General features: G+C 61.7%; 19 protein-coding genes. 9 read left to right on the top strand and 10 right to left on the bottom strand.

The window, feature by feature from the left end:
- The first annotated feature begins 142 nt into the window (after positions 1-142).
- Positions 143-1486, top strand: coding sequence for a tRNA 5-hydroxyuridine modification protein YegQ (yegQ, locus tag U862_RS0102180; RefSeq protein WP_025108893.1), 1344 nt, complete (start codon positions 143-145; stop codon positions 1484-1486).
- On the opposite strand, the gene U862_RS0102175 is transcribed toward yegQ, so the two are convergent.
- Entirely contained in the window at positions 1477-2343 is an 867-nt protein-coding gene (locus U862_RS0102175; RefSeq protein WP_025108892.1) for a LysR family transcriptional regulator, read from the bottom strand. The genes yegQ and U862_RS0102175 overlap by 10 nt on opposite strands.
- Before the next feature lie 101 nt (positions 2344-2444).
- Here U862_RS0102175 and U862_RS0102170 point away from each other — a divergent pair, with 101 nt between their 5' ends.
- A complete protein-coding gene (locus tag U862_RS0102170; protein ID WP_029977406.1) occupies positions 2445-3338 on the top strand; it encodes a DMT family transporter in 894 nt (297 codons plus the stop codon).
- A gap of 103 nt (positions 3339-3441) precedes the next feature.
- On the opposite strand, the gene U862_RS0102165 is transcribed toward U862_RS0102170, so the two are convergent.
- The gene (locus U862_RS0102165; RefSeq protein WP_025108890.1) at positions 3442-4314 is read right to left on the bottom strand and encodes a LysR family transcriptional regulator; all 873 of its coding nucleotides are present in this window, start codon (positions 4312-4314) and stop codon (positions 3442-3444) included.
- A 160-nt stretch (positions 4315-4474) separates the two neighbouring features.
- On the opposite strand from U862_RS0102165, the gene ampC reads away from it, so the two are divergent.
- Positions 4475-5641, top strand: coding sequence for a class C beta-lactamase (ampC, locus tag U862_RS0102160; protein ID WP_025108889.1), 1167 nt, complete (start codon positions 4475-4477; stop codon positions 5639-5641).
- Between the two features lie 68 nt (positions 5642-5709).
- On the opposite strand, the gene U862_RS0102155 is transcribed toward ampC, so the two are convergent.
- Positions 5710-6291: a DUF4174 domain-containing protein gene (locus U862_RS0102155; protein WP_025108888.1), complete on the bottom strand. Its 582-nt coding sequence runs from the start codon at positions 6289-6291 to the stop codon at positions 5710-5712.
- A 208-nt stretch (positions 6292-6499) separates the two neighbouring features.
- On the opposite strand from U862_RS0102155, the gene U862_RS0102150 reads away from it, so the two are divergent.
- Complete coding sequence (locus U862_RS0102150) at positions 6500-6964, top strand: GNAT family N-acetyltransferase (RefSeq protein ID WP_025108887.1); 465 nt, start codon at positions 6500-6502, stop codon at positions 6962-6964.
- A 15-nt stretch (positions 6965-6979) separates the two neighbouring features.
- Here U862_RS0102150 and U862_RS0102145 read toward each other — a convergent pair whose 3' ends face one another.
- The 4 genes from U862_RS0102145 to U862_RS0102130 all read right to left on the bottom strand — a co-directional run bounded on the left by U862_RS0102145 (position 6980) and on the right by U862_RS0102130 (position 10361).
- Positions 6980-7294 (bottom strand): hypothetical protein, encoded by a 315-nt coding sequence (locus U862_RS0102145; protein WP_025108886.1) that lies wholly within the window; start codon positions 7292-7294, stop codon positions 6980-6982.
- 9 nt (positions 7295-7303) lie between these two features.
- Positions 7304-8089 (bottom strand): sulfite exporter TauE/SafE family protein, encoded by a 786-nt coding sequence (locus U862_RS0102140; protein ID WP_025108885.1) that lies wholly within the window; start codon positions 8087-8089, stop codon positions 7304-7306.
- A gap of 228 nt (positions 8090-8317) precedes the next feature.
- Positions 8318-9532, bottom strand: coding sequence for an MFS transporter (locus tag U862_RS0102135; RefSeq protein ID WP_025108884.1), 1215 nt, complete (start codon positions 9530-9532; stop codon positions 8318-8320).
- A gap of 79 nt (positions 9533-9611) precedes the next feature.
- Positions 9612-10361 carry a hypothetical protein gene (locus U862_RS0102130; protein WP_025108883.1) on the bottom strand — a complete coding sequence of 250 codons (750 nt, stop codon included), beginning with the start codon at positions 10359-10361 and terminating at the stop codon, positions 9612-9614.
- A gap of 281 nt (positions 10362-10642) precedes the next feature.
- Here U862_RS0102130 and U862_RS0102125 point away from each other — a divergent pair, with 281 nt between their 5' ends.
- The 3 genes from U862_RS0102125 (at position 10643) to U862_RS0102115 (ending at position 13268) form a co-directional block, all read left to right on the top strand.
- Positions 10643-11791, top strand: coding sequence for an aldose epimerase family protein (locus U862_RS0102125; protein WP_025108882.1), 1149 nt, complete (start codon positions 10643-10645; stop codon positions 11789-11791).
- Between the two features lie 156 nt (positions 11792-11947).
- On the top strand, positions 11948-12769 hold the full coding sequence (locus tag U862_RS0102120) for an aldo/keto reductase (RefSeq protein WP_025108881.1): 822 nt from the start codon (positions 11948-11950) through the stop codon (positions 12767-12769).
- Between the two features lie 28 nt (positions 12770-12797).
- Positions 12798-13268 (top strand): DUF1810 domain-containing protein, encoded by a 471-nt coding sequence (locus tag U862_RS0102115; RefSeq protein ID WP_025108880.1) that lies wholly within the window; start codon positions 12798-12800, stop codon positions 13266-13268.
- Here U862_RS0102115 and U862_RS0102110 read toward each other — a convergent pair.
- Positions 13233-15593, bottom strand: coding sequence for a DNA polymerase II (locus tag U862_RS0102110; RefSeq protein WP_177327305.1), 2361 nt, complete (start codon positions 15591-15593; stop codon positions 13233-13235). The two genes, U862_RS0102115 and U862_RS0102110, sit on opposite strands and share 36 nt — an antisense overlap.
- A 208-nt stretch (positions 15594-15801) precedes the next feature.
- Here U862_RS0102110 and U862_RS0102105 point away from each other — a divergent pair, with 208 nt between their 5' ends.
- A complete protein-coding gene (locus U862_RS0102105) occupies positions 15802-16242 on the top strand; it encodes a CBS domain-containing protein (protein WP_025108878.1) in 441 nt (146 codons plus the stop codon).
- A gap of 128 nt (positions 16243-16370) precedes the next feature.
- Here the strand turns inward: U862_RS0102105 and U862_RS0102100 are convergent, their stop codons facing one another.
- Complete coding sequence (locus U862_RS0102100) at positions 16371-16994, bottom strand: glutathione S-transferase N-terminal domain-containing protein (protein ID WP_025108877.1); 624 nt, start codon at positions 16992-16994, stop codon at positions 16371-16373.
- Between the two features lie 70 nt (positions 16995-17064).
- Entirely contained in the window at positions 17065-18153 is a 1089-nt protein-coding gene (locus U862_RS0102095) for a DUF1615 domain-containing protein (protein WP_025108876.1), read from the bottom strand.
- 242 nt (positions 18154-18395) lie between these two features.
- Here U862_RS0102095 and U862_RS0102090 point away from each other — a divergent pair, with 242 nt between their 5' ends.
- The gene (locus tag U862_RS0102090) at positions 18396-20600 is read left to right on the top strand and encodes a TonB-dependent siderophore receptor (protein ID WP_025108875.1); all 2205 of its coding nucleotides are present in this window, start codon (positions 18396-18398) and stop codon (positions 20598-20600) included.
- Positions 20601-20603: the final 3 nt, after the last annotated feature.

Here is a 20603-nt window from a genome sequence, read left to right as displayed (position 1 = left end):
ACTGCACCGAACACAGTGAAACCGGCACATGATCTGTGCTTGTTCTGCACAGATCAGCGCGACCCGCGCAAAGGTAGATCCAGATCAATACTCCACGATGGCAGCTGCACTACCCTGCCGCGCTTTTGCGACCGATGCCGCCATGATCCCCGACCTGCCCCTCGCCGCCCCGGAACTGCTTGCCCCCGCCGGCACCCTGAAGAACATGCGCTACGCCTTCGCCTACGGCGCCGATGCGGTCTACGCCGGGCAGCCGCGTTACAGCCTGCGGGTGCGCAACAACGAGTTCGACCACGCCAACCTCGCACTCGGCATTCGCGAAGCGCAGGCTCAGGGCAAGCGCTTCTACGTGGTGGTCAACATCGCCCCGCACAACGCCAAGCTGAAGACCTTCCTCAAGGACCTGGCGCCGGTAATCGAGATGGCGCCGGACGCGCTGATCATGTCCGACCCGGGGCTGATCATGCTGGTGCGCCGGCACTTTCCACAGATGCCGATCCACCTCTCGGTACAAGCCAATACGGTGAACTGGGCAAGCGTCGAGTTCTGGCAACACCAGGGACTGAGCCGGATCATCCTCTCGCGGGAATTGTCGCTGGAGGAAATCGGCGAAATCCGCGAGCAGGTGCCAGGCATGGAGCTGGAAGTGTTCGTTCATGGCGCGCTGTGCATGGCCTACTCCGGGCGCTGCCTGCTGTCGGGCTACATGAACAAGCGCGACGCCAATCAGGGCACCTGCACCAACGCCTGCCGCTGGAAATACTCGGCGCAGCAGGCCACGGAAAATCAGCTCGGCGAAATCGTGCAGACCTTCCAGCCCGAGCCGACGCTGGGCATCGGTGCACCGACCGATCAAGTGTTCCTGCTGCAGGAAGCCAATCGCCCGGACGAACTGATGCCCGCATTCGAGGATGAGCACGGCACTTACATCATGAACGCCAAGGATCTGCGCGCGGTGCAGCACGTCGAGCGCCTGGCCCGCATGGGCGTGCACTCGCTGAAGATCGAAGGCCGCACCAAGTCGCACTTCTATTGCGCGCGCACCACTCAGGTCTATCGCCGGGCGATCGACGATGCCGTGGCCGGGCGCGAGTTCGACCGCAGCCTGATGACCGATCTCGAGTCACTGGCGCAGCGCGGCTACACCGAAGGCTTCCTGCGCCGGCATGTGCATGACGAATACCAGAATTATCAGAACGGCAGCTCGGTGTCGGAGCGCCAGCAGTTCGTCGGCGAGTTGACCGGCGAGCGCCGCGACCGGCTGGCCGAGGTCAAGGTGAAGAACCGCTTTGCACTGGGTGATCACCTGGAGCTGATGACGCCCAAGGGCAATTTCCACTTCGATCTGCACCAGTTGCAGAGTGCCAAGGGCGAGGCCATCGAAGTCGCCCCGGGCGATGGGCACACGGTGTATCTGCCGATTCCGGATGCGGTGGATTTGCGCTTTGGATTGTTGATGCGCGATGTCACCGGCTCTCAGTCCTGAAACTCCTCGCGCAACATCGCTACAAATGCCTCACGCGCCGGGTGCACCCCGGCGTTTTCGTGCCAGTAGAACAGGTTTTCGATGGCCGTCAGCTCGGGGAATTCGTAGCCGACACACCCGGCCCCTTTGGCGTATTGCTCGTACACGCCTTTGGGCACCAGCGCGACCCCGGCGCCGGCACTCACGCAACCGACAATCGCCCCGTAACTCGCCAGGCTGACGATCGGCAGCGCCTGCCCCTGACGCAACAGCCAGTGCTCCAGTGCCGCCCGATATGGACAGCCCTGCGGCCACATGAACACGGTCTTGTCCTGCAGATCGTGGATGTCGCGCACCGTCCCGAATGACGTCGAGGCAATCAGCAACAGCTCCTCGCGGTACATCGGTGTGCGCTTGAGCTGCGAGCGCTCGACATCCACCGCAACGATGGCGCCGTCGAGGCGATGGCTGACGGTGTCGTCGAGCAACTGGCCCCAGGTGCCGGTGGTCAGTTCCAGCGCCACCTGCGGGTAGCGCTGATGAAATTTCGCCAACAGCCGAGGCAAACGCCCGGTGGCCGAAGACTCGATGGCGCCAATGCGCAGCGGGCCGGACGGTTCGGCAGCGGGATCAACTGCACGCTTGGCTTCGGCGGTCAGCGCCAGAATCTTCTCTGCATACGCCAGAAACGTCTGCCCCGCCGGGCTGATTCGCAGCCCGCGCCCTTCGCGCAGAAACAACGCGACACCCAGTTCCGCCTCCAGCGCCTTGATCCGCGCAGTAATGTTGGACGGCACGCAAAACAACTTTTCAGCGGCCCGGACAATGCTGCCCTCATCGGCCACGGACTTGAACATGCGGATCTGTGCCAGCTCCATACTCATCACTCAAAGTGAACATTGAGCACAGTATAAGTCAGTTGTGGCGAATGATTTCGCGCCCGGATACTCGGCGCATCAACCTCACTGGTGCGCTCATCATGTCGTCCCCCTCCCCTTTGAAAGTCGTTCTGGCCATGGTCTTCGTGGTCGCCTGCTGGGCCTATTCGCCGACCGGCATCCATCTCGGACTGCAAGCCTATGAACCCGGCCATCTGGCGTTGCTGCGGTTTCTCCTGGCATCGCTGTTCATGGCGCTGATCGCGGCGTTCAAGGGCATTCGCCTGCCGCAACGACGCGACGTGCCGCTGCTGTTCGCATTGGGGTTGTTCGCGGTCAGCCTGCATCACGTGGCGCTGAACATCGGCCAGCAAAGCGTCAGTGCCGGCGCCTCCAGCGTACTGGCGCAAACCAGCCCGCTGTTCAGTACGCTGCTGGCGCGCTACCTGTTCAAGGATCAGGTCAGTGCCTGGCGCTGGAGTTGTGTGCTGCTGGGGCTGATCGGCGTGGTGATCGTGGTCAGCGCCGATCGGGGCCTGGGGCGGATCGACGCGCATGGCTTGCTGATCCTGCTGGCAGCGCTGTCGTGGAGCATTTATTTCGCTCTGCAGAAACATCACGCGCGGCGTTATGACGGTTTTAGCCTTGCGTGTTACGCGGTGTGGTCGGGGACGCTGCTGTTGCTGATTTACCTGCCGGGGCTGAGTGACGCGGTGTTGAAGGCGCCGTTGCGGGTGCAGTGGGCAGTGCTGGCATTGGGGATATTTCCCAGTGCGCTGGCGTATCTGGCCTGGGGCTTTGTGCTCAAGCATGTGGATTTGAGCCGGGCGACGATGAGCCTGTACCTGATTCCGCCAACGGCGATGGCCTTTGCTTCGGTAGGTCTGGGCGAGCAGCCGTCGCTGATGGTGCTGGTAGGGGCTGCCGTGGTGTTGATCAGTGTGCTGGCGTTGAATCTGGAACGGCGGGTGGTGGTGCGACCGGTTGAAGTCTGATCGAGGATCTTTAGTGAGGCGAATGCGGTATTACAGCCAGCACTTTTGTCGACTGACACACCGCTTTCGCGAGCAGGCTCGCTCCCACAGGTGGGGGGGTGTATCAGGCGGAGATTTGTAGCAACCACTGTTTGAACGCGCTCATCGCCGCCGTTTCCGGCCGCGACTGCAATCGTGTCAGCCAATAGCTGCCGGTGGTGATTTCAATCGCGAACGGCTGGCGAATCAAGTCCGCCGCCAGTTGCCGGGCGAACATCAACGGCGGCGCCAGCGCCACCCCGCTGCCCTGCAGCGCGGCCTCCATCATTGCCAGCGATGAGTCGAACACAATGCTCTGTGGCGGCGCGGCGTGGGTCGCCAGGCCGGCAGCGTGAAACCACTCTGGCCATTCATCGGTGCGATAGGAGCGCAGCAGACGCTGTTGCAGCAGGTCTCCCGGCGTGTGCAGTTGCCGGGCGATTTCCGGTACGCACAGCACCGACAGCGGCGCCTCGATCAGTCGCGTTGCCTCAATGCCATGCCACGCCCCGGCGCCGAAACGAATCGCGTAATCCAGTCCTTCAGCAGCGACGTCGACCCGGTTGTTGTGGGTCGACAGGCGCAAATCGATCAGCGGGTGGGTTGCCTGAAAGTCCGCCAGCCGGGGCAACAACCAGCCGACCGCGAACGTCCCCACCGCCCCGACGGTCAACGTTTCGCGGTACTGTCCACCGGCCAGTCGTTCGAGCATCTGCGCAATGTGATCAAATGAAGTGGTCAGCACCGGCAGCAGGGTTTCGCCTTCACCGGTGAGCATCAACCCACGCGGCAGGCGCTTGAACAGGGTAACGTTGAGTTGCGCCTCGAGGCTTTTGACCTGATGGCTCACCGCCGCCTGGGTCACGCACAGCTCCACGGCAGCGCGGGTAAAGCTCAGATGCCGCGCCGAAGCTTCGAATGCGCGCAGTGCATTGAGCGGCAATTGCGGTCGAATCATGCCCAGTCCCAAATTTTTCTAATGGCTCATGCGAAAATTCATCGTTTGTCGATTGCCCCCGGACTGCCTAAATTGACGGCGCTGATCAGCCGCCCAACGGGAAAATCGCCCGCAGTGTAGCGGGATAACACCATCAACACTCATGGAGAGTGGTTCACTCATGTCCTTCATCACCCCGAGCAAAGTCATTTCCTGCAGCGCCTTCGGCCTTATTTTCGGCGCCACCGCGTGCATCGCCGCCACGCCCGGCGACGAGCAACTGCAAATCCTGGTGAAAAACACCGTGGCCCCGGTGATGCAGCAACAGCACATCCCCGGCCTGGCCGTGGCCATCACGATTAACGGCCAGGCGCATTACTTTAACTACGGCGTTGCCGCCAAGGACACCGGACAAGCGGTCAGTGAAAACACCCTGTTCGAAGTCGGCTCAGTGAGCAAGACCTACACCGCGACACTCGCCGGTTATGCCCAGGCCACTGGCAAACTGGACTTGGCGACCCAGGCCAGCCATCTCTGGCCGGACCTCAAGGGCAGCGCCTTCGACCACATCAGCGTGTTGCAACTGGGCACCTACACCGCTGGTGGCCTGCCGCTGCAATTCCCGGCCGAAGCGGATTCGACGGACAAGATGCTCGGTTACTACCAGCAGTGGAAACCGTTGTATCCGGCTGGCAGCCATCGCCTGTATTCCAACCCAAGCCTGGGCCTGTTCGGCTACCTGGCGGCGAAAAGCCTTGGCCAGCCGTTTGATCAGGCGATAGGCGAAACCCTGCTGCCAAAACTCGGCCTGCAACACACCTACCTGCAGGTGCCGGCGTCCGAAGAAAAACTCTACGCTCAGGGCTATGACAAGAACGACCAGCCGGTGCGTGTCAGCCCCGGCGCACTGGATGCCGAAGCCTATGGCATCAAGACCAGCGCGGCGGACCTGTTGCGTTACGTGCAGGCCAACCTGAAACCGGCCGGCCTTGAACAACCGCTGCAACACGCCATCGCCAATACCCACACCGGTTACTACACCGTCGGCGACATGACCCAGGGTCTTGGCTGGGAACGCTACCCCTACCCGATCAGCCTCGCACGGCTGCAAGCCGGCAACTCCACGGAAATGGCCATGGAGGCGCACAAGGTCACATGGCTGGCCTCACCACAGCCTGAACCGGCCAATGTGCTCTACAACAAAACCGGCGCCACCGGCGGTTTCGGTGCCTACGTGGCCTTCGTGCCGTCGAAAGACATCGGCATCGTGATTCTGGCGAACAAGAACTACCCGAATGCCGAGCGGGTGAAGATTGCGCATAGCATCTTCAGTGCACTGACTGACTAACGCTCAAAAGCAGCGAAAAAAATGGGCGACCTGCGCAGGTCGCCCATTTTTTGTTTCAGGTCGCGGGATCAGTCATCCGGCATTTCCGGTGGCTTGGCGGGTTTTGCGGGTTTCGCTGGTTTGGCCGACTTGGCGCCCTTGTCGCCTTTTTTGGCTGAAGGCTCAGCGGCAGCGGCGGCGGTTTCGGCCACGGTCGGTGCGCTGATGTCTTTCTCACTCGCCGGCAGCGCATCCACCGTGTCGAAGATTTTCTTCAGATCGACCGACTTCGCTTCATCGCCCGAGGCCGACAGCTTGGTCTCGCCGTCCTTGCCCAACAGGAACACTTTCGGATACGCCCCCGCGCCCAGCTTCAGCGAGCGCAGCAGGGCCATGGTGTCCTGCTGGCCGAGGTCCTTGCCGTCAAGCTGACCGGCCATATTGAGGATGGTGTAGACCTTGATGTTGCGATCGGTGACGCCCTTTTTGTTCGCCGGATCTTCCAGCGACTTTTTCAGGCCTACCCACACCGGATCGACGGTGCTGGAGGCGATGACGATCAGCGGTCTGGATCGGCCCATGTCCCCGGCGATGGGCGAATCGTTTTCTGCGGCGAACAAGGGGCCGGCAATCGCCAGCAAGAGTGTCAGGGTCAGTGACCTGATGAGCATGCGCATCTCCTTTTGATATCCACGCTCTAATGATTGCGCATCGTGGCGATTGTTCCGGGCATGCCCGGCAAATATGTTTCGCCTTGTCAGAAGCTTAGGACAGCCACGACATTGCGCAACATCATCGGCGTGATCGCAATGGGGATTTGATTACCTTTTATGAGCACAGTAGGGTGGCTGCTCTGCCGACGAAATGGAGTTCACCCGCATGCACATCGATTATCTGTGTGACCACCCACACCTGATTGAGGAACTGGCCGAGCTCAATTTCAAGGAGTGGGGCCAATTCCGCCCCGCAGACACCCTTGAGGCCCGGACCAATCGTATGCGCGCGGCTTGCGGCAAGGGCACGATCCCAAGCGTGGTGGTGGCCATTGAAGACGGCAGGTTGCTCGGTGGCGCACTGCTGATCGCCAGCGACATGAAGATCCGCCCGCAACTGACGCCGTGGCTGGCAGGGGTCTATGTGAAGGCTGAAGAGCGCGGACGTGGCGTCGCTTCGCAACTGGTCAACAGGATCGTCGATGAAGCCGCCGCACTTGGCGTCTCGCAGTTGTATCTGTACACCGACGCCGCGCAAGCGCTGTATGCACGCCTGGGTTGGGAGGTGGTCGAGGATCTGGTGTACGACGATCTGCCGGTGACGGTGATGAAGTTTGTCATCCAGCGTTGATCCTTTGACGAGGAGTCAGCCCAGCGCGGACTCCAGCATTGCAGCATCGACAAGGCGCCCGGCAATCCTGAGCTGTCCGTCCTCCAGGCTGACACTCAGCGTTAGCGCCGGGCCATCCCCCGGATACTTGCGCAGCACCAGATCAATGCCACTGGCCGTTTCGTCGGCCGTGGACAGCAGATCCCACAGGCTGTCACTCAGATCCAGCAGCACCCGCCCGCTCTGTTGATCGACCACGCGCGGCGCATACAGCCAATGGCTCATGCGCATTTCCCGGGGGGCGACGGTGATGGCCAGACGCTCGTTGCAATGCAGAGTGGTTTCGCTCATGGCAATCGATCAGAACGCCAGTTTGTAGCCGATCAACAGCAGCATGGTCGCCAGGCACGGGCGCAGCAATTCATCGGAAATGCGCCCGGTGAGGTGGCTGCCGAGCCAGATGCCCGGCAGCGAACCCACCAGCAGGAAACCCAGCACGCCCCAATCCATGTTGCCCATGCTGGCGTGGCCGAGGCCCGCGACCAGGGTCAATGGCACGGCATGGGCGATTTCGGTGCCGACCAGACGTCGGGTCGGCAGCAACGGATAAAGGATGAACAACGCCACGGTGCCCAGAGCGCCGGCACCGATCGAGGTCAGAGCAACCATGGTGCCAAGGATCAGACCGGTGATCACGGTCATCACGTTCAGGCGCACGCCACTCGGGTTGTAGTTGCCGCCAGCGCGTTTGTGGGCGAATGCCAGCAAGCGCTTCTTGAACAGAATCGCCAGCGCCGTGGCGAACAGCACGAAGCCCAGGGCTTGCTTGATGATCGCGTTCATCGCGTCGGGTGCAGTGTGCAGGGTGCTGAGGAACCACAGGGTCATGGCAACCGCCGGTACGCTGCCGAGGGTCAGCCAGCCGGTGATGGCCCAGTCGATGTTGTTGTTCTTTTTATGAACGAGCACGCCACTGGATTTGGTAATGGCCGCGTACAACAGGTCGGTGCCCACTGCGGTTGCCGGGTTGATGCCGAACCACAGCAGGATCGGCGTCATCAACGAACCGCCGCCGACTCCGGTCATACCGACAATAAAACCCACCACCAACCCGGCGATGACCAGGCCGAAATTTGCCAATTCCATTAAGACGTCCAGAAAAACGACAGGAAAAATCTGGCCCGCAGCATAGCGATTTTTCATATAACCACATATATCGATGCGGTCTATGGTTATGCCTTCCCGCTACACCCCCTATCCGCTGTGGGAGCGGGCTTGCTCGCGAAGGAGGTGTAGCAGTCGACGCATGAGTTGACTGACAAGCCGCTTTCGCGAGCAAGCCCGCTCCCACAGGGTGATGCGGTGCTTGGTAGATCAATGCACGCGCCGGCCCGGTTTGAAGCTGTGATGACGGTTGATCCACACCGTCGCCAGTGCGATCAGCGACAAAATCAGCAGCGCCCACGGAAACGACATCGCCCCCGAGCTGTCCAGCAGCAACCCACCGAACAAGCCACCGCCGGCAATCGCCACGTTCCAGGAGGTGGTGAGCATCGCCTGCACCACGTCCACATGCTCCCCGGCCGAGTCCGCCGCTGCCGTCAGCAGTAACGTCGCCGAGCCGCCGAACGACAGGCCCCACACGGCCATGCAGGCGTAGATCAGCCACGGCGACGGTGCCACCAGCGCCAGCACCAGTGCGGTCACGGCAAACACCGCGAGGCTGATCAGGGTCAGCCAGCGTAACCAGCGATCCACCAGCACGCCGATGATCCAGATTCCCACCAGCGAACACAGGCCGAACACCAGCAGCACCAGATCGACCCGCTCGGCCAGTCCGGCCTGCATCAGAAACGGTGCAATGTAGGTATAGAGAATGTTGTGCCCGAGCATCCAGGTCAGGACCACGAACAGCACCGGCCGCACGCCCGGCAGACGCAGCGATTGCAGCAACGGCAGGCGCTCGACGCTGGCCTGGCCCGGACGGTCCGGCACCGCAATGACGATCCACGCCGCCAGCACCAATGCCAGCGCCGACATGATCCCGAACGAAGCGCGCCAGCCGATCAGGTTGCCCAGCCAGGTTCCCGCCGGAGTGCCCAGCGACAGCGCCACCGGGGTGCCAAGCATGGCGATCGCCAGTGCTCGCCCCTGCTGATGCACCGGCACGATTCCCCGCGCGTAACCCGCCATGATCCCCCACGACAGCCCCGCCGCCATCCCGGCGAGGAACCGCGAGGCCAGCGTCAGGCCGTAGTGGCTGGAGAAGGTGGTTACCGTGTTGAACAACAGGAAACCACCAACCGTCATCAGCAGCACCCGCCGCCGTGGCCAGCCTCGGGTGGCCACGGTCAGCGGGATCGCCGCGACAATCGAGCCCAGCGCATACAGGGTCACCAGTTGCCCGGCGAGCACTTCGCTGACCCCAAGCCCTTCGCCGATTTGCGGCAGCAGTCCGGCTGGCAGCGTCTCAGTGAGGATGGCGATGAAGCCGGTCATGGCGAACGCCAGCAACGCCGCATACGGCAGTTTTTCGCTGCGGGCGGCGTGATCGATGCGGGTGAATTCGGTGCTTGCGGAGTCGGTCATGACAGGTGCAGCTCCCTTGGAGTCAAGATGACGGAAGATTGTATACAAACCATCCGGCCGCCACTCTACCCGACTCGGCTTACTGCACCGGCAAAAAATTCAGGAACAAAAGACTTTGCGCGTAATTCAGGCCAATGCGCCGGTAGCGCTCGTCGAGCATCTGCGTCAGCAAGTCGAGCCGCGCGACGATCTTGCCGAACTCGGTGGCAATACTGAGGTTACTGCCCTCCTCCGAGATTTCATTGGAGAACAGCAGCGGCTGACCTTCCTTGTTCTGCCGCTGGGACAGAATCCACGTGGCTTTCTCGATGTTGCGCGCCGCGTTGTGGACGAAGGTCGGGTTGATCGCATCGGTCATATAGAACTCGATGCGATTGCCGTGGGCGGTGACCAGCATGCTGCCGATGGCATAGATGAACGCGCCGACCCGGTCACCGAGAAATTGCGGACTCATCGCGTAACTGAGCGCCGCCAGATCCTTGCGCCCGCCCAGCACTGGCAACGGTTGCTGCTGTTCGACCGCCAGGCGTACCTGTTTCACGGCGGTGTTGATGTCGAGGAAACCCGACTTGCGCAGTTCTTCCGGATTGCGCAAATACAGTTTGCCCATCAACCGGTAAAGGCTGTTGAGGTTGTCGCGCATCGCCAATGTGGCCATGCGGTCGACACTGGTCTGCAGGAATTCCTGCGGCTGCCCCTCACGTATCTGAGCGATGAAACCGTTGCCGTCCTGGTGGCTGCAACCGCTGAACAACAACGACAACAGGCACACCAGCAGCAGGCACGGGCGGCGAACAACAGCAGCGATCAGGTCACAAACACTCGGCATGAATTCTCGAACGGGCACATTCCTGCGCGGCGGGCGTCGCCGCATCCTGGCCATGGATAGAGCCGGTAATTGCGAAAAAGTGCAGTGGCGGGTTGGCTCAGTCGATTTTTGGCGAACGAACGCCAAGCAAATTAGTCAGTCTTTATTGTTGATATAATCGATTAACCCGCTATAAATTTTTACCTGACAACCATTTAGTCCGACTAATTTCGACATCCATCCATTCGATTTTACCGATGGAACGTCGCGCTCGAAAACAACAACAAAAAGGAAGGTCAACCATGCATCATTCCCGTCACCTGCTTTGCGGTATAGGACTGTCCCTGATGATCGCCACTGCCAGCGCCCACGCCAGCGGCCTGACTGCTGAACACAAAACCTTCGGCAAAACCAATGACGGCACGCCTGTCGAGCAGTACGTCCTGCGCAACAGCCACGGCATGCAGGCGACTGTCATTACCTACGGCGCGACCCTGCAATCGCTGCTGGTACCGGACAAACACGGCAAGTCTGCCGATGTGGTGCTGGGCTTCGACGATGTTCAGGGCTACCAAAAGGGCACGGCGTATTTCGGTGCGACCATCGGCCGTTTCGGCAATCGCCTGGCCGACGGCACGTTCGAACTCGATGGCAAGCGCTATCAGGTGCCGCAGAACGACAAATCCAACGCCTTGCACGGCGGCACGCTGGGTTTTGATAAAAAGGTCTGGAAAGCCGAGCCGGTCAAAGACAAGGATTCAGTCGGTGTGACCCTGACCTACCTGTCGGCGGACGGTGAAATGGGCTTCCCCGGCAACCTCACTACGCAAGTGACCTATCGCCTGACCGACAGCAACGAACTGCGCATCGACTACAAGGCCAGCACCGATAAACCGACGGTGCTGAACCTGACCAACCACAGCTACTTCAACCTCGCCGGTGCCGGCAATGGCGACGTGCTGAAACAGCTCGCCACCCTGCACGCCAGCCGTTACACGCCCGTGACCGGCAAACTGATCCCGACCGGAGAACTGGCCCCCGTGGCTGGCACGCCGATGGATTTCACCCGGCCCACCGCCATCGGCGCGCACATCAAGGCCGATCACCCGCAGCTGAAATTCGCCGAACCGAAACAGGGCGGCTTTGATTTCAACTGGGTGCTGGATACCAACGGTGAGGTGAGCAAGCTTGCCGCCGAGGTCAGCGATCCGCAATCCGGGCGCCATTTGCAGTTGTTCACCAGCGAGCCGGGCGTGCAGTTCTACACCAGCAACTTCCTCGATGGCACGGTCAAGGGCAAGGGTGGCAAGGTCTATCCGCACTGGGGCGCGTTTACCCTGGAGACCCAGCACTATCCGGATTCGCCGAATCAGCCGGATTTCCCAAGCACGCGTCTCGATCCGGGGCAGACTTACCACCACAGCGTGGTGTTGAAGTTTTCCGCGAAATAGCCTGCCTGACACCCGCCAAGGGTGAAGCGGGTTCCTGTGGCGAGGGGATTTATCCCCTCGCCACAACCCCGATCCACTTCCTTTCTGGAAGCCATTGGAACCCCTGCGCTATCCTGCTGCCCACCAAGGTATCGACCATCAGCACAGGAGGTTTGAATGCGTACTCTCGAGTTGGCAGGCGTGCAGGTTCCGGTCATCGGCCAGGGCACTTGGCGCATGGGCGAAGACCGCTCGGCGCACAAGCGTGAAGTAGCGGCGCTGCGCCAAGGCATCGAACTCGGCATGAGCTTCATCGACAGCGCAGAAATGTACGCCGAAGGCGGCGCCGAATCTGTCGTCGGCGAAGCCATCGCCGGCCTGCGCGACCAGGTGTTCCTGGTGAGCAAGGTCTATCCGCATAACGCCAGCCGCAAAGGCATCCCGCAAGCGTGCGAACGCAGCCTGCGCCGGCTCGATACCGATTACATCGACCTCTATCTGTTGCATTGGCGCGGCCAGTATCCACTGGAAGAAACCGTCGAAGCCTTCGAGCGTTTGCGCGCGGACGGCAAGATCGGCCGTTGGGGCGTGTCGAATTTCGACGTCGACGACCTACAAGAGCTGGCCTCCCCGGCCTGCGCGACCAATCAGGTGCTGTACAACCTGGAAGAGCGCGGCGTCGAATTCGATCTGCTGCCCTGGTGCCAACAGCAGCGCATGCCGCTGATGGCGTACTGCCAGATTGGCCAGGGCGGTGCGATGCTGGCTGAACCGGTGCTGAACAAGATTGCCGCTCGTCACAGCGTGACCCCGGCGCAGGTTTCGCTGGCGTGGATTCTGCGTCAGGATGGGGTGATTGCGATTCCCAAGGCTGTGCGGCCCGAACACGTGCAACTCAATGCACAAGCGGCGCAGTTGCAACTGGACGCCGGGGATCTGGCGGCGCTGGATCAGCTATTCAAAGCGCCACAACGCAAGCAGCGGCTGGCGATGGTCTGAGTCGCTGACCACTGGCGAGGGCTTCGGCATGAGAAGCACTGATCAGTACGACCCGTTCAACCTGCAGCGTTTCGTCCAGGCTCAGGACCCGGTCTTCGAGCGCGTCCAGCGGGAGCTCGACGAGGGGCGCAAGCGCAGCCACTGGATGTGGTTTGTGTTCCCGCAGTTCGCCGGGCTGGGTGGCAGCGAGATGTCCCGGCGCTTCGCCATTCAGTCTGCCGAGGAAGCCCGGGCCTATCTGGCCCACGACCTGCTCGGCGCGCGGCTGCGCATCTGCACGCAGCTGGTGCTGAACATCCGCCAGCGTTCGATTGCCGAGATTTTCGGTCACCCTGATGATCTGAAGTTCCACTCCTCGATGACCCTGTTTGCCCAGTTCAGCGCCGCCGACTGCCCGTTCACGCAGGCTCTGGAACGCTACTTCCACGGCATCCTCGACGAATGGACCCTGCAACTGCTGGACTCAAAACAGGCCCAGTTGCCCCCCGATCAGGGTTGAGAAATCGTCATCGACAAACGGCAGAATCGCATCCGCCACCGGTTGCAGCTGACGGCTGATGTAGTGGTCGTAATCGATCGCGGCACGGCGCACTTCCAGCGGTTCCGGCCCGGCCAGGGTGATGACGTAACTGATCCAGCCACCGTTCTGATACTGCCGCGGGCGACCGTGCTGCGCGTTGTAATCGTCGGCCAGCCGCGCCGCTCGAACATGCGGCGGCACGTTGCGTTCGTAGTCGTCGAGGGTACGGCGCAGGCGCTTGCGGTAAACCAGTCGATCATCGAATTCACCGGCGAGGGTCTTGCGCACGTAATCGCGCACGTAATCCTGATACGGCTTGCGCTGGAAGATTCGCTCGTAGAGTTCCTGCTGGAACTGCCGCGCCAGCAGCGACCAGTCGGTGCGCACGGTTTCCAGGCCCTTGTAGACCATTTCTTCGCTACCGTCGGCGCGGGTCACGAGCCCGGCATAGCGTTTCTTGCTGCCCTCTTCCGCGCCGCGAATGGTCGGCATCAGAAAGCGTTTGTAGTGGGTTTCGTACTGCAATTCGAGGGCGCTTTGCAGGCCGTACTCCTCGCGCACATGCTCGCGCCACCAGTCGTTGACGTGCCTGACCAGCGCCTGCCCGATCTGCGCTGCTTCTTCCTGTCCGTGCGGGCGACGCAGCCAGACGAAGGTCGAGTCGGTGTCGCCGTAGATCACCGCATGGCCCTGCTCTTCGATGAGTTTGCGCGTGCGCAGCATGATCTCGTGGCCGCGCAAGGTGATCGACGACGCCAGGCGCGTATCGAAAAACCGGCAACCACTGGAGCCGAGCACGCCGTAGAAGGCGTTCATGATGATCTTCAGCGCTTGCGACAGTGGCGCGTTGTGCTCGCGCTTGGCGGTCTCGCGGCCTTCGGCAACCCGCGCGACAATCGACGGCAGGCAATGCCGGGTGCGCGAGAACCGCGCACCGCGAAACCCCGGCACCGAATCGGCGTCGTCCGGGTGCTGCAGGCCTTCGATCAGCCCCACCGGGTCGATCAGAAAGGTGCGGATGATCGACGGGTACAGGCTTTTGTAATCGAGCACCAGCACCGACTCGTACAGCCCCGGCTGTGAATCCATGACGAAGCCGCCCGGGCTGGCCTGTGGCGGATTGGTGCCCAGGTTCGGCGCCACGAAGCCCTGACGGTGCATCAGCGGCATGTACAAATGGGTGAACGCCGCCACCGAGCCGCCGCTGCGATCGGCCGGCAGGCCGGTGACGCTGGCGCGTTCGAGCAGAAACGTCAGCAATTCGGTCTTGGCGAAGATCCGCGTGACCAGTTCGCAGTCCTTGAGGTTGTACTTGGCGAGCGCCGGTTTGTCCTCGGCAAACATGCGGTTGATTTCGTCCATGCGCTGGTACGGGTTGTCGATCGACTTGCCCTCGCCGAGCAGGGTCTGGGCGACATTTTCCAGGCTGAACGAAGGGAAGCTCCAGGTCGCCGAGCGCAAGGACTCGATGCCATCGATGATCAGCCGCCCCGCCGCCGAAGCAAAGAAATGCGTGCGGCTGCCGTGTTCGCGCCACTGCATTTGCTCACCGCCACGGCCGATTTTCAGCGGCACACCGAGGCGGCGCGCGTGCTCGTGGAGGATGCGCAAGTCGAACTGCACGACGTTCCAGCCGATGATCGCGTCAGGGTCGTGGCGGGCAAACCAGTCGTTGAGTTTCTTCAGGATGACGGTGCGCGAATCGCAGTACTCCAGTTCGAAGTCGACGATGCTCGGGTCACCGTTGGGCGCGCCGAGCATGTACACCTGGCGCTGGCCACAGCCCTCGAGAGCAATGGAATACAGCTCGCCGGTTTCAGTGGTTTCGATGTCCAGCGAGACCAGCCGCAGTCGAGGTCGGTACTTGGGATCAGGTTTGAGCTGGGCATTGAGCAAGACGCCGTCGGCATCAGGCGTACCGCCGAACAACACCGGTGCGGTGATGAAACGCTCCATCAGGTAGCGCTCCGGCGGGCGCACGTCGGCCTCGAAGACGTCGACGCCGGCGCGGCTGAGTGCGGTTTCCAGGCGCATCAACTGGCCGTGTTGCTGGCAATACAGGCCGAGCACCGGGCGATGTTCGAAATCCAGCAGGGCCAGCGGGCGCAGTTCGACGTTTTTCTCGTCGTGCAGCAGGCGCTCGGCCGCCTCACGCTGTGCGGCGGGGATAAACGCCACTGACGTCTGCGGCGCCAGGCGCACACGGCGCGGCCCGGCGTCGGTCGCCAGCCAGAACTCGACTTCGGTGCCGGCCGGGGTATCGCGCCAATGCCGGGTCAGGACGAAGCCCTGCTGTAAATCCACCACTGCGACCTCAGGAATTGAATCAGAGGGGCATTCTACGCTGCCCGTCCTGATACAGGGTTTCCCTGTTGACCTGACTCCTGTGGTGATGGGGCAAGAAAATTCGGCAAATGACGTTTTTTGCGTGCTATCTGCCGCTTTGCCACCTTGCCCTGCGCGCAAGGGTCTACGATGCTTGGAGAACAACGACAACACCTGAGTAACCGCCATGAAGACCGTCGCCCAACTGCTCAAGCTCAAAGATCAGAAAAATCAGGAAGTGCACCAGATCAAACCCGATCACATGGTGCTCGAAGCGCTGATGAAGATGGCCGAGAAAAACGTCGGGGCCTTGCTGGTGGTAGAAGACGACCAGGTAGTCGGCATCATCAGTGAGCGTGATTACGCGCGCAAACTGGTGCTGCATGGGCGCTCGTCGGTAGGCACGCCGGTGCGCGACATCATGGTTTCGCCGGTGATCACCGTGGACACCCATCAGACCGTCGACACCTGCCTGGGCATCATGTCCGACAAACGCCTGCGGCACTTGCCGGTGGTGCAGGATGGCAAGCTGATCGGCTTGCTGTCGATTGGCGACCTGGTGAAAGAAGCGATCGCCGAACAGGCGGAGCTGATCAAGCAGCTGGAGCAGTATATTCGCGGAGAATAGCCCCTCAGAATTCCCCCATACCCTGTGGGAGCGAGCCTGCTCGCGAAAGCGTCCTGTCAGTCGCAGCATTTTTGACTGACATAGCGCTTTCGCGAGCAGGCTCGCTCCCACATGGGCTTACAGGGTGTTCAGGACGGCCAATGCCGCGCAAACACCGGTGCGAGCACCGGGTGCCGGTCGATGCGCTGCAACCACGCATAAAACCCCGGGCGGGTCTGGCGCAGGTGTTCGCGACTGCCCGCCCAGCGCGTCACCACCGCCGCCAGCAGATCCAGCGCGCCAGGCGTCTCGTCGTCCAGGTACAGCTCGGCGGAAAACTGGTCGGCAAACACTTCCCAACTCCAGTGCAAGCGCTCACGGGCGCCGGCCATCAGGTTCTGCCGCGAGGCTTCGTCGGGCATCACCAGCCAGCGCTCGGGGTAATCGATGACACCGATGGCCGCATAGCAATTGCTGGCGATGTAGACCATGCCGCGAATCGCCTGATCGCGATCGACGGCCTTGGCCGGCAACAGACCAGACTCGGGAAAGCTCAGGCCCAGGTGAATCAGAATCGCCACACTCTCGGTGATCGCACTGCCGTCGGGCAATTGCAGGGTCGGTACCTGTTTCAGTGGATTGAGGCGCGACAGTGCCTCGGCCGCTTCGGTCGAGGCTTCGATATCGATGAAGCGATAGGCGATCTGGCACAACTCCAGTGCCGCTTCGATGGCCGCTGCGCCCGAGTTTCTGTGCCCATAGAGTTGATACATGACGCCTCCCTTTAACTTGTGTGCGCGGTCTTCAGGGTCAACTGTAGCTGCTTCGCCGCCAACGGCAGGGTCAGCCCTTGGCCATGCAACGCCTGTAACGCTCATCCACTCGTTTGGCGAACCATGCGGTGGTCAGTTTGCGGGTGATTTTCGGACTCTGCAGCACGATCCCCGGCAATATCGCACGGGGCAATGTCTTGCCTTCCGCTTGCTCGGCCAGCTCGAACACGCGTCGATAGAGCTTGGTTTCCTCGAATGCCAAAGTCTTGCCCTGCTCCAGTTGATCGCGAATGGTCGGGTTGCGCATGCCCAGCGACTTGCCGAGGGTGCGCACCGCCAGTTCGGTGCTGCCGGGCATGATCGAGTCGTAGCGGATCAGATCGCCATCCAGCGCCAGCGCAATGCCCGAGGCGCGGCTGACCGCGTTCTGAAACGCCGCATTGCGACTGGCGTACCAACCGGCATTGAAGTCGGCGAAACGGTACAGCGGTTCGCGGTAACTGACCGGGTAGCCGAGCAAATGGGCGATACCGAAATACATGCCACCACGGCGGGTAAACACTTCATGGCGGATCGTGCCACCGACCGGATACGGATACGCCTTGGCGTGTTGCTCGGCGAATTCGATGCTGACCTGCATTGGCCCGGCGGTGTGCACCGGGTTGAATCCGCCAAACAGCGTGCGACCCATCGGCACCATGCCGATGAAATCGTCGAAGATCGCGCTCAACTCTTTTTCGCTGCGCGCCGCGCTCAGGCGTTCGCTGTAAGTCTTGCCGGTGGGCGAACGCACCGCCAGGGCGGCGCTGACCAGCATCCCCGGGATGTGCGCCTTGCCGGCGCGGCGGTCGATTTCGTCGCGGGCGATCTTGCCCAGACCCGGCACGGTCGGGTCGACCTGAAAAGTCGATTCCTGCTCGGCTACGGCCAGCACCGAACAGAGGTTTTGCGTGGTCGGACTGATGTCCTGCGCGGCGAACGCGGCGTAGATATCAGTGGCCCAGCCTTGGCGGTCGGGCACTTTTGCCGGCATCAGCCGCACGATCTCGGCCTTCACTTCGGCGGGCGCGCGCGGTACCGCCTCTTGATTGCGCTGGCCGGCGCAACCGGCCAATACCAGCAGTGCGGCAAGGGTGATCAGTAATCGAGGGGGGTGCATAGCGCTCCTTGGCATGCGTTGAGCCGGGTTCACCATACGATCAAAGGTGTGTTGCAGGCTAGGACTGCAACCGCGCCAGCCCCGTTCCCTCGGCACAATCCGGATACAGGCAGACTCGATAAAAGAGTTTGCAAAACGTTACTGCGAACTCCTATCATTTGCGCCTGGAGTCGCATTTGCGCAAGGAGTTCCCCGCGCCGTTCAACATTTTCTCATCGGCGGCGCGCCGCCAGGTACGAAACATGCCCACTCCAGCTCGACCCGGTGTCCCTTTTCGCCCGACCCTTCTCGCCCTGCTGTGCTCCCTGAGCGTTACCGCCTACGCAGCCGATGAAAACGGCAAAGAGCTGGTCCTCGACAACGTCAACATCAATGCCCAGGCACCAACCCCCAACGCCCTGCCCCCGGCCTACTCCGGCGGTCAGGTAGCCCGTGGCGGCCAGCTCGGCGTGCTGGGCAATCAGGACATGATGGACGTGCCGTTCAGCGCCGCGTCGTACACCGAACAGCTGATTCAGGATCAACAGGCCGAAAACGTTGCCGACGTCCTGCTCAACGATGCATCGGTGCGCCAGGCTTCCGGTTTCTCCAACCAGGCGCAGGTGTTCATGATTCGCGGCCTGCCGCTCAATGGCGATGACATTTCCTATAACGGTCTGTACGGCGTGCTGCCACGGCAGATCATTTCCAGCGATGCGCTGGAGCGTGTGGAAGTATTCAAAGGCCCGAACGCCTTCATCAACGGCGTGACCCCGACCGGCTCGGGCATTGGCGGCGGCGTCAACCTGCAGCCCAAACGCGCCGGTGACGAGCCGCTGCGCCGCTACACCACCGACATCAACAGTGAAGGCCGCATCGGTCAACACTTCGACATTGGCCAGCGTTTCGGCGAAGACAACCGCTTCGGCGCACGGATCAACCTGTCTCAGCGCGAAGGCGATACCGGCATCGATCACGAAAACCAGCGCTCGAAACTGTTCGCCATCGGCCTAGACTACCGTGGCGACGCACTGCGCCTTTCCGGTGACTTCGCCTACCAGAAGGAACGCGTCAACGGTGGCCGCAACTCGGTCAACCTGGGTACCGCCACGCACATCCCGGACGCGCCATCGGCCGACACCAACTACGCGCCGAAGTGGGGCTACACCGACATCGAAGACACCTTCGGCATGCTGCGCGCCGAGTACGACCTGAACGACAACTGGACTGCATACGTCGCCGGCGGCGCCAAGCACACCCGCGAAGTCGGTCGTTACAACTCGACCACCCTGGTGGGCAACAGCGGCGCCTCGTTCACCACCGGCTCATTCATCCCCCACGATGAAGACAACACCAGTCTGATGGCCGGACTGAACGGCAAATTCACCATCGGCGCCGTCAGCCACAAGCTCAACTTCGGCCTGAGCGGTCTGTGGGCCGAACAGCGCAGCGCCTACGATTTCGACCTGACCAAGTACGCCAACAACATCTACCACCCGGTCGAGACCCCGTCGCCGGTCGGCAACTTTTCCGGCGGCGACGTCAGCGATCCGGGCATTGTCGGCAAGACCTTCAACCGCAGCCTCGCGCTCTCCGACACCCTCGGTTTCTTCGATGACCGTCTGCTGATCACCGCCGGCCTGCGTCGTCAGCAACTGGTGGTGCAAGGCTACAACTACGCCAGTTATGGCAGTGGCAGTCGCAAGTCGAGTTACGACGAATCGATCACCACACCGGTCTACGGCATCGTGTTCAAGCCGTGGGAGCATGTCTCGTTCTACGCCAACCACATCGAAGGCCTGGCCCAGGGCCCGACCTCGCCGACCAGCACCGGCGGTTTCAAAGTGACCAACGGCAACGAAGTCTATGCACCGGCACGTTCCAAGCAGACCGAGGCCGGGGTCAAGGTCGACATGGGCACTTACGGCGCGAGCCTGGGCGTCTATCGCATCGAGCAGCCAAGCGACGGTTACTGCGAAATCAACAGCGCCACCACCTGCACCTACGTGCGTGAGGGCGAGCAGATCAACAAAGGTGTGGAAATGAACGTGTTCGGCGAGCCGCTCAGCGGCCTGCGCCTGATCAGCGGCCTGACCCTGATGGACACCGAACTGCGCAACACCCAGAACGGCGCCAACGACGGCAACCGCGCGATCGGCGTGCCGAGCTTCCAGTTCAACGCCGGCGCCGACTGGGACGTGCCGGGCCTGCAAGGCGTGGCACTGAATGCGCGGATGCTGCGCACCGGCGGCCAGTACGCCGACGCGGCCAACAACCTCAGCCTGCCGACCTGGAACCGCTTCGACGCCGGTGCGCGTTACGCCTTCAAGGTTTCGCAGAAAGACGTGACGTTGCGTCTGGGCGTCGAGAATCTGGCCAACAAGAAATACTGGGAATCGGCTCAGGGCGGTTATCTGACCCAGGGTGAGCCACGGGTGGCGAAACTGTCGGGGACAATCGACTTCTAAGCC

The organism is Pseudomonas sp. H1h (genome assembly GCF_000633255.1).
GTDB lineage: Bacteria > Pseudomonadota > Gammaproteobacteria > Pseudomonadales > Pseudomonadaceae > Aquipseudomonas.
Note: the sequence above shows the minus strand (reverse complement) of the source record. Positions and strands in the feature narration are given on the sequence as shown.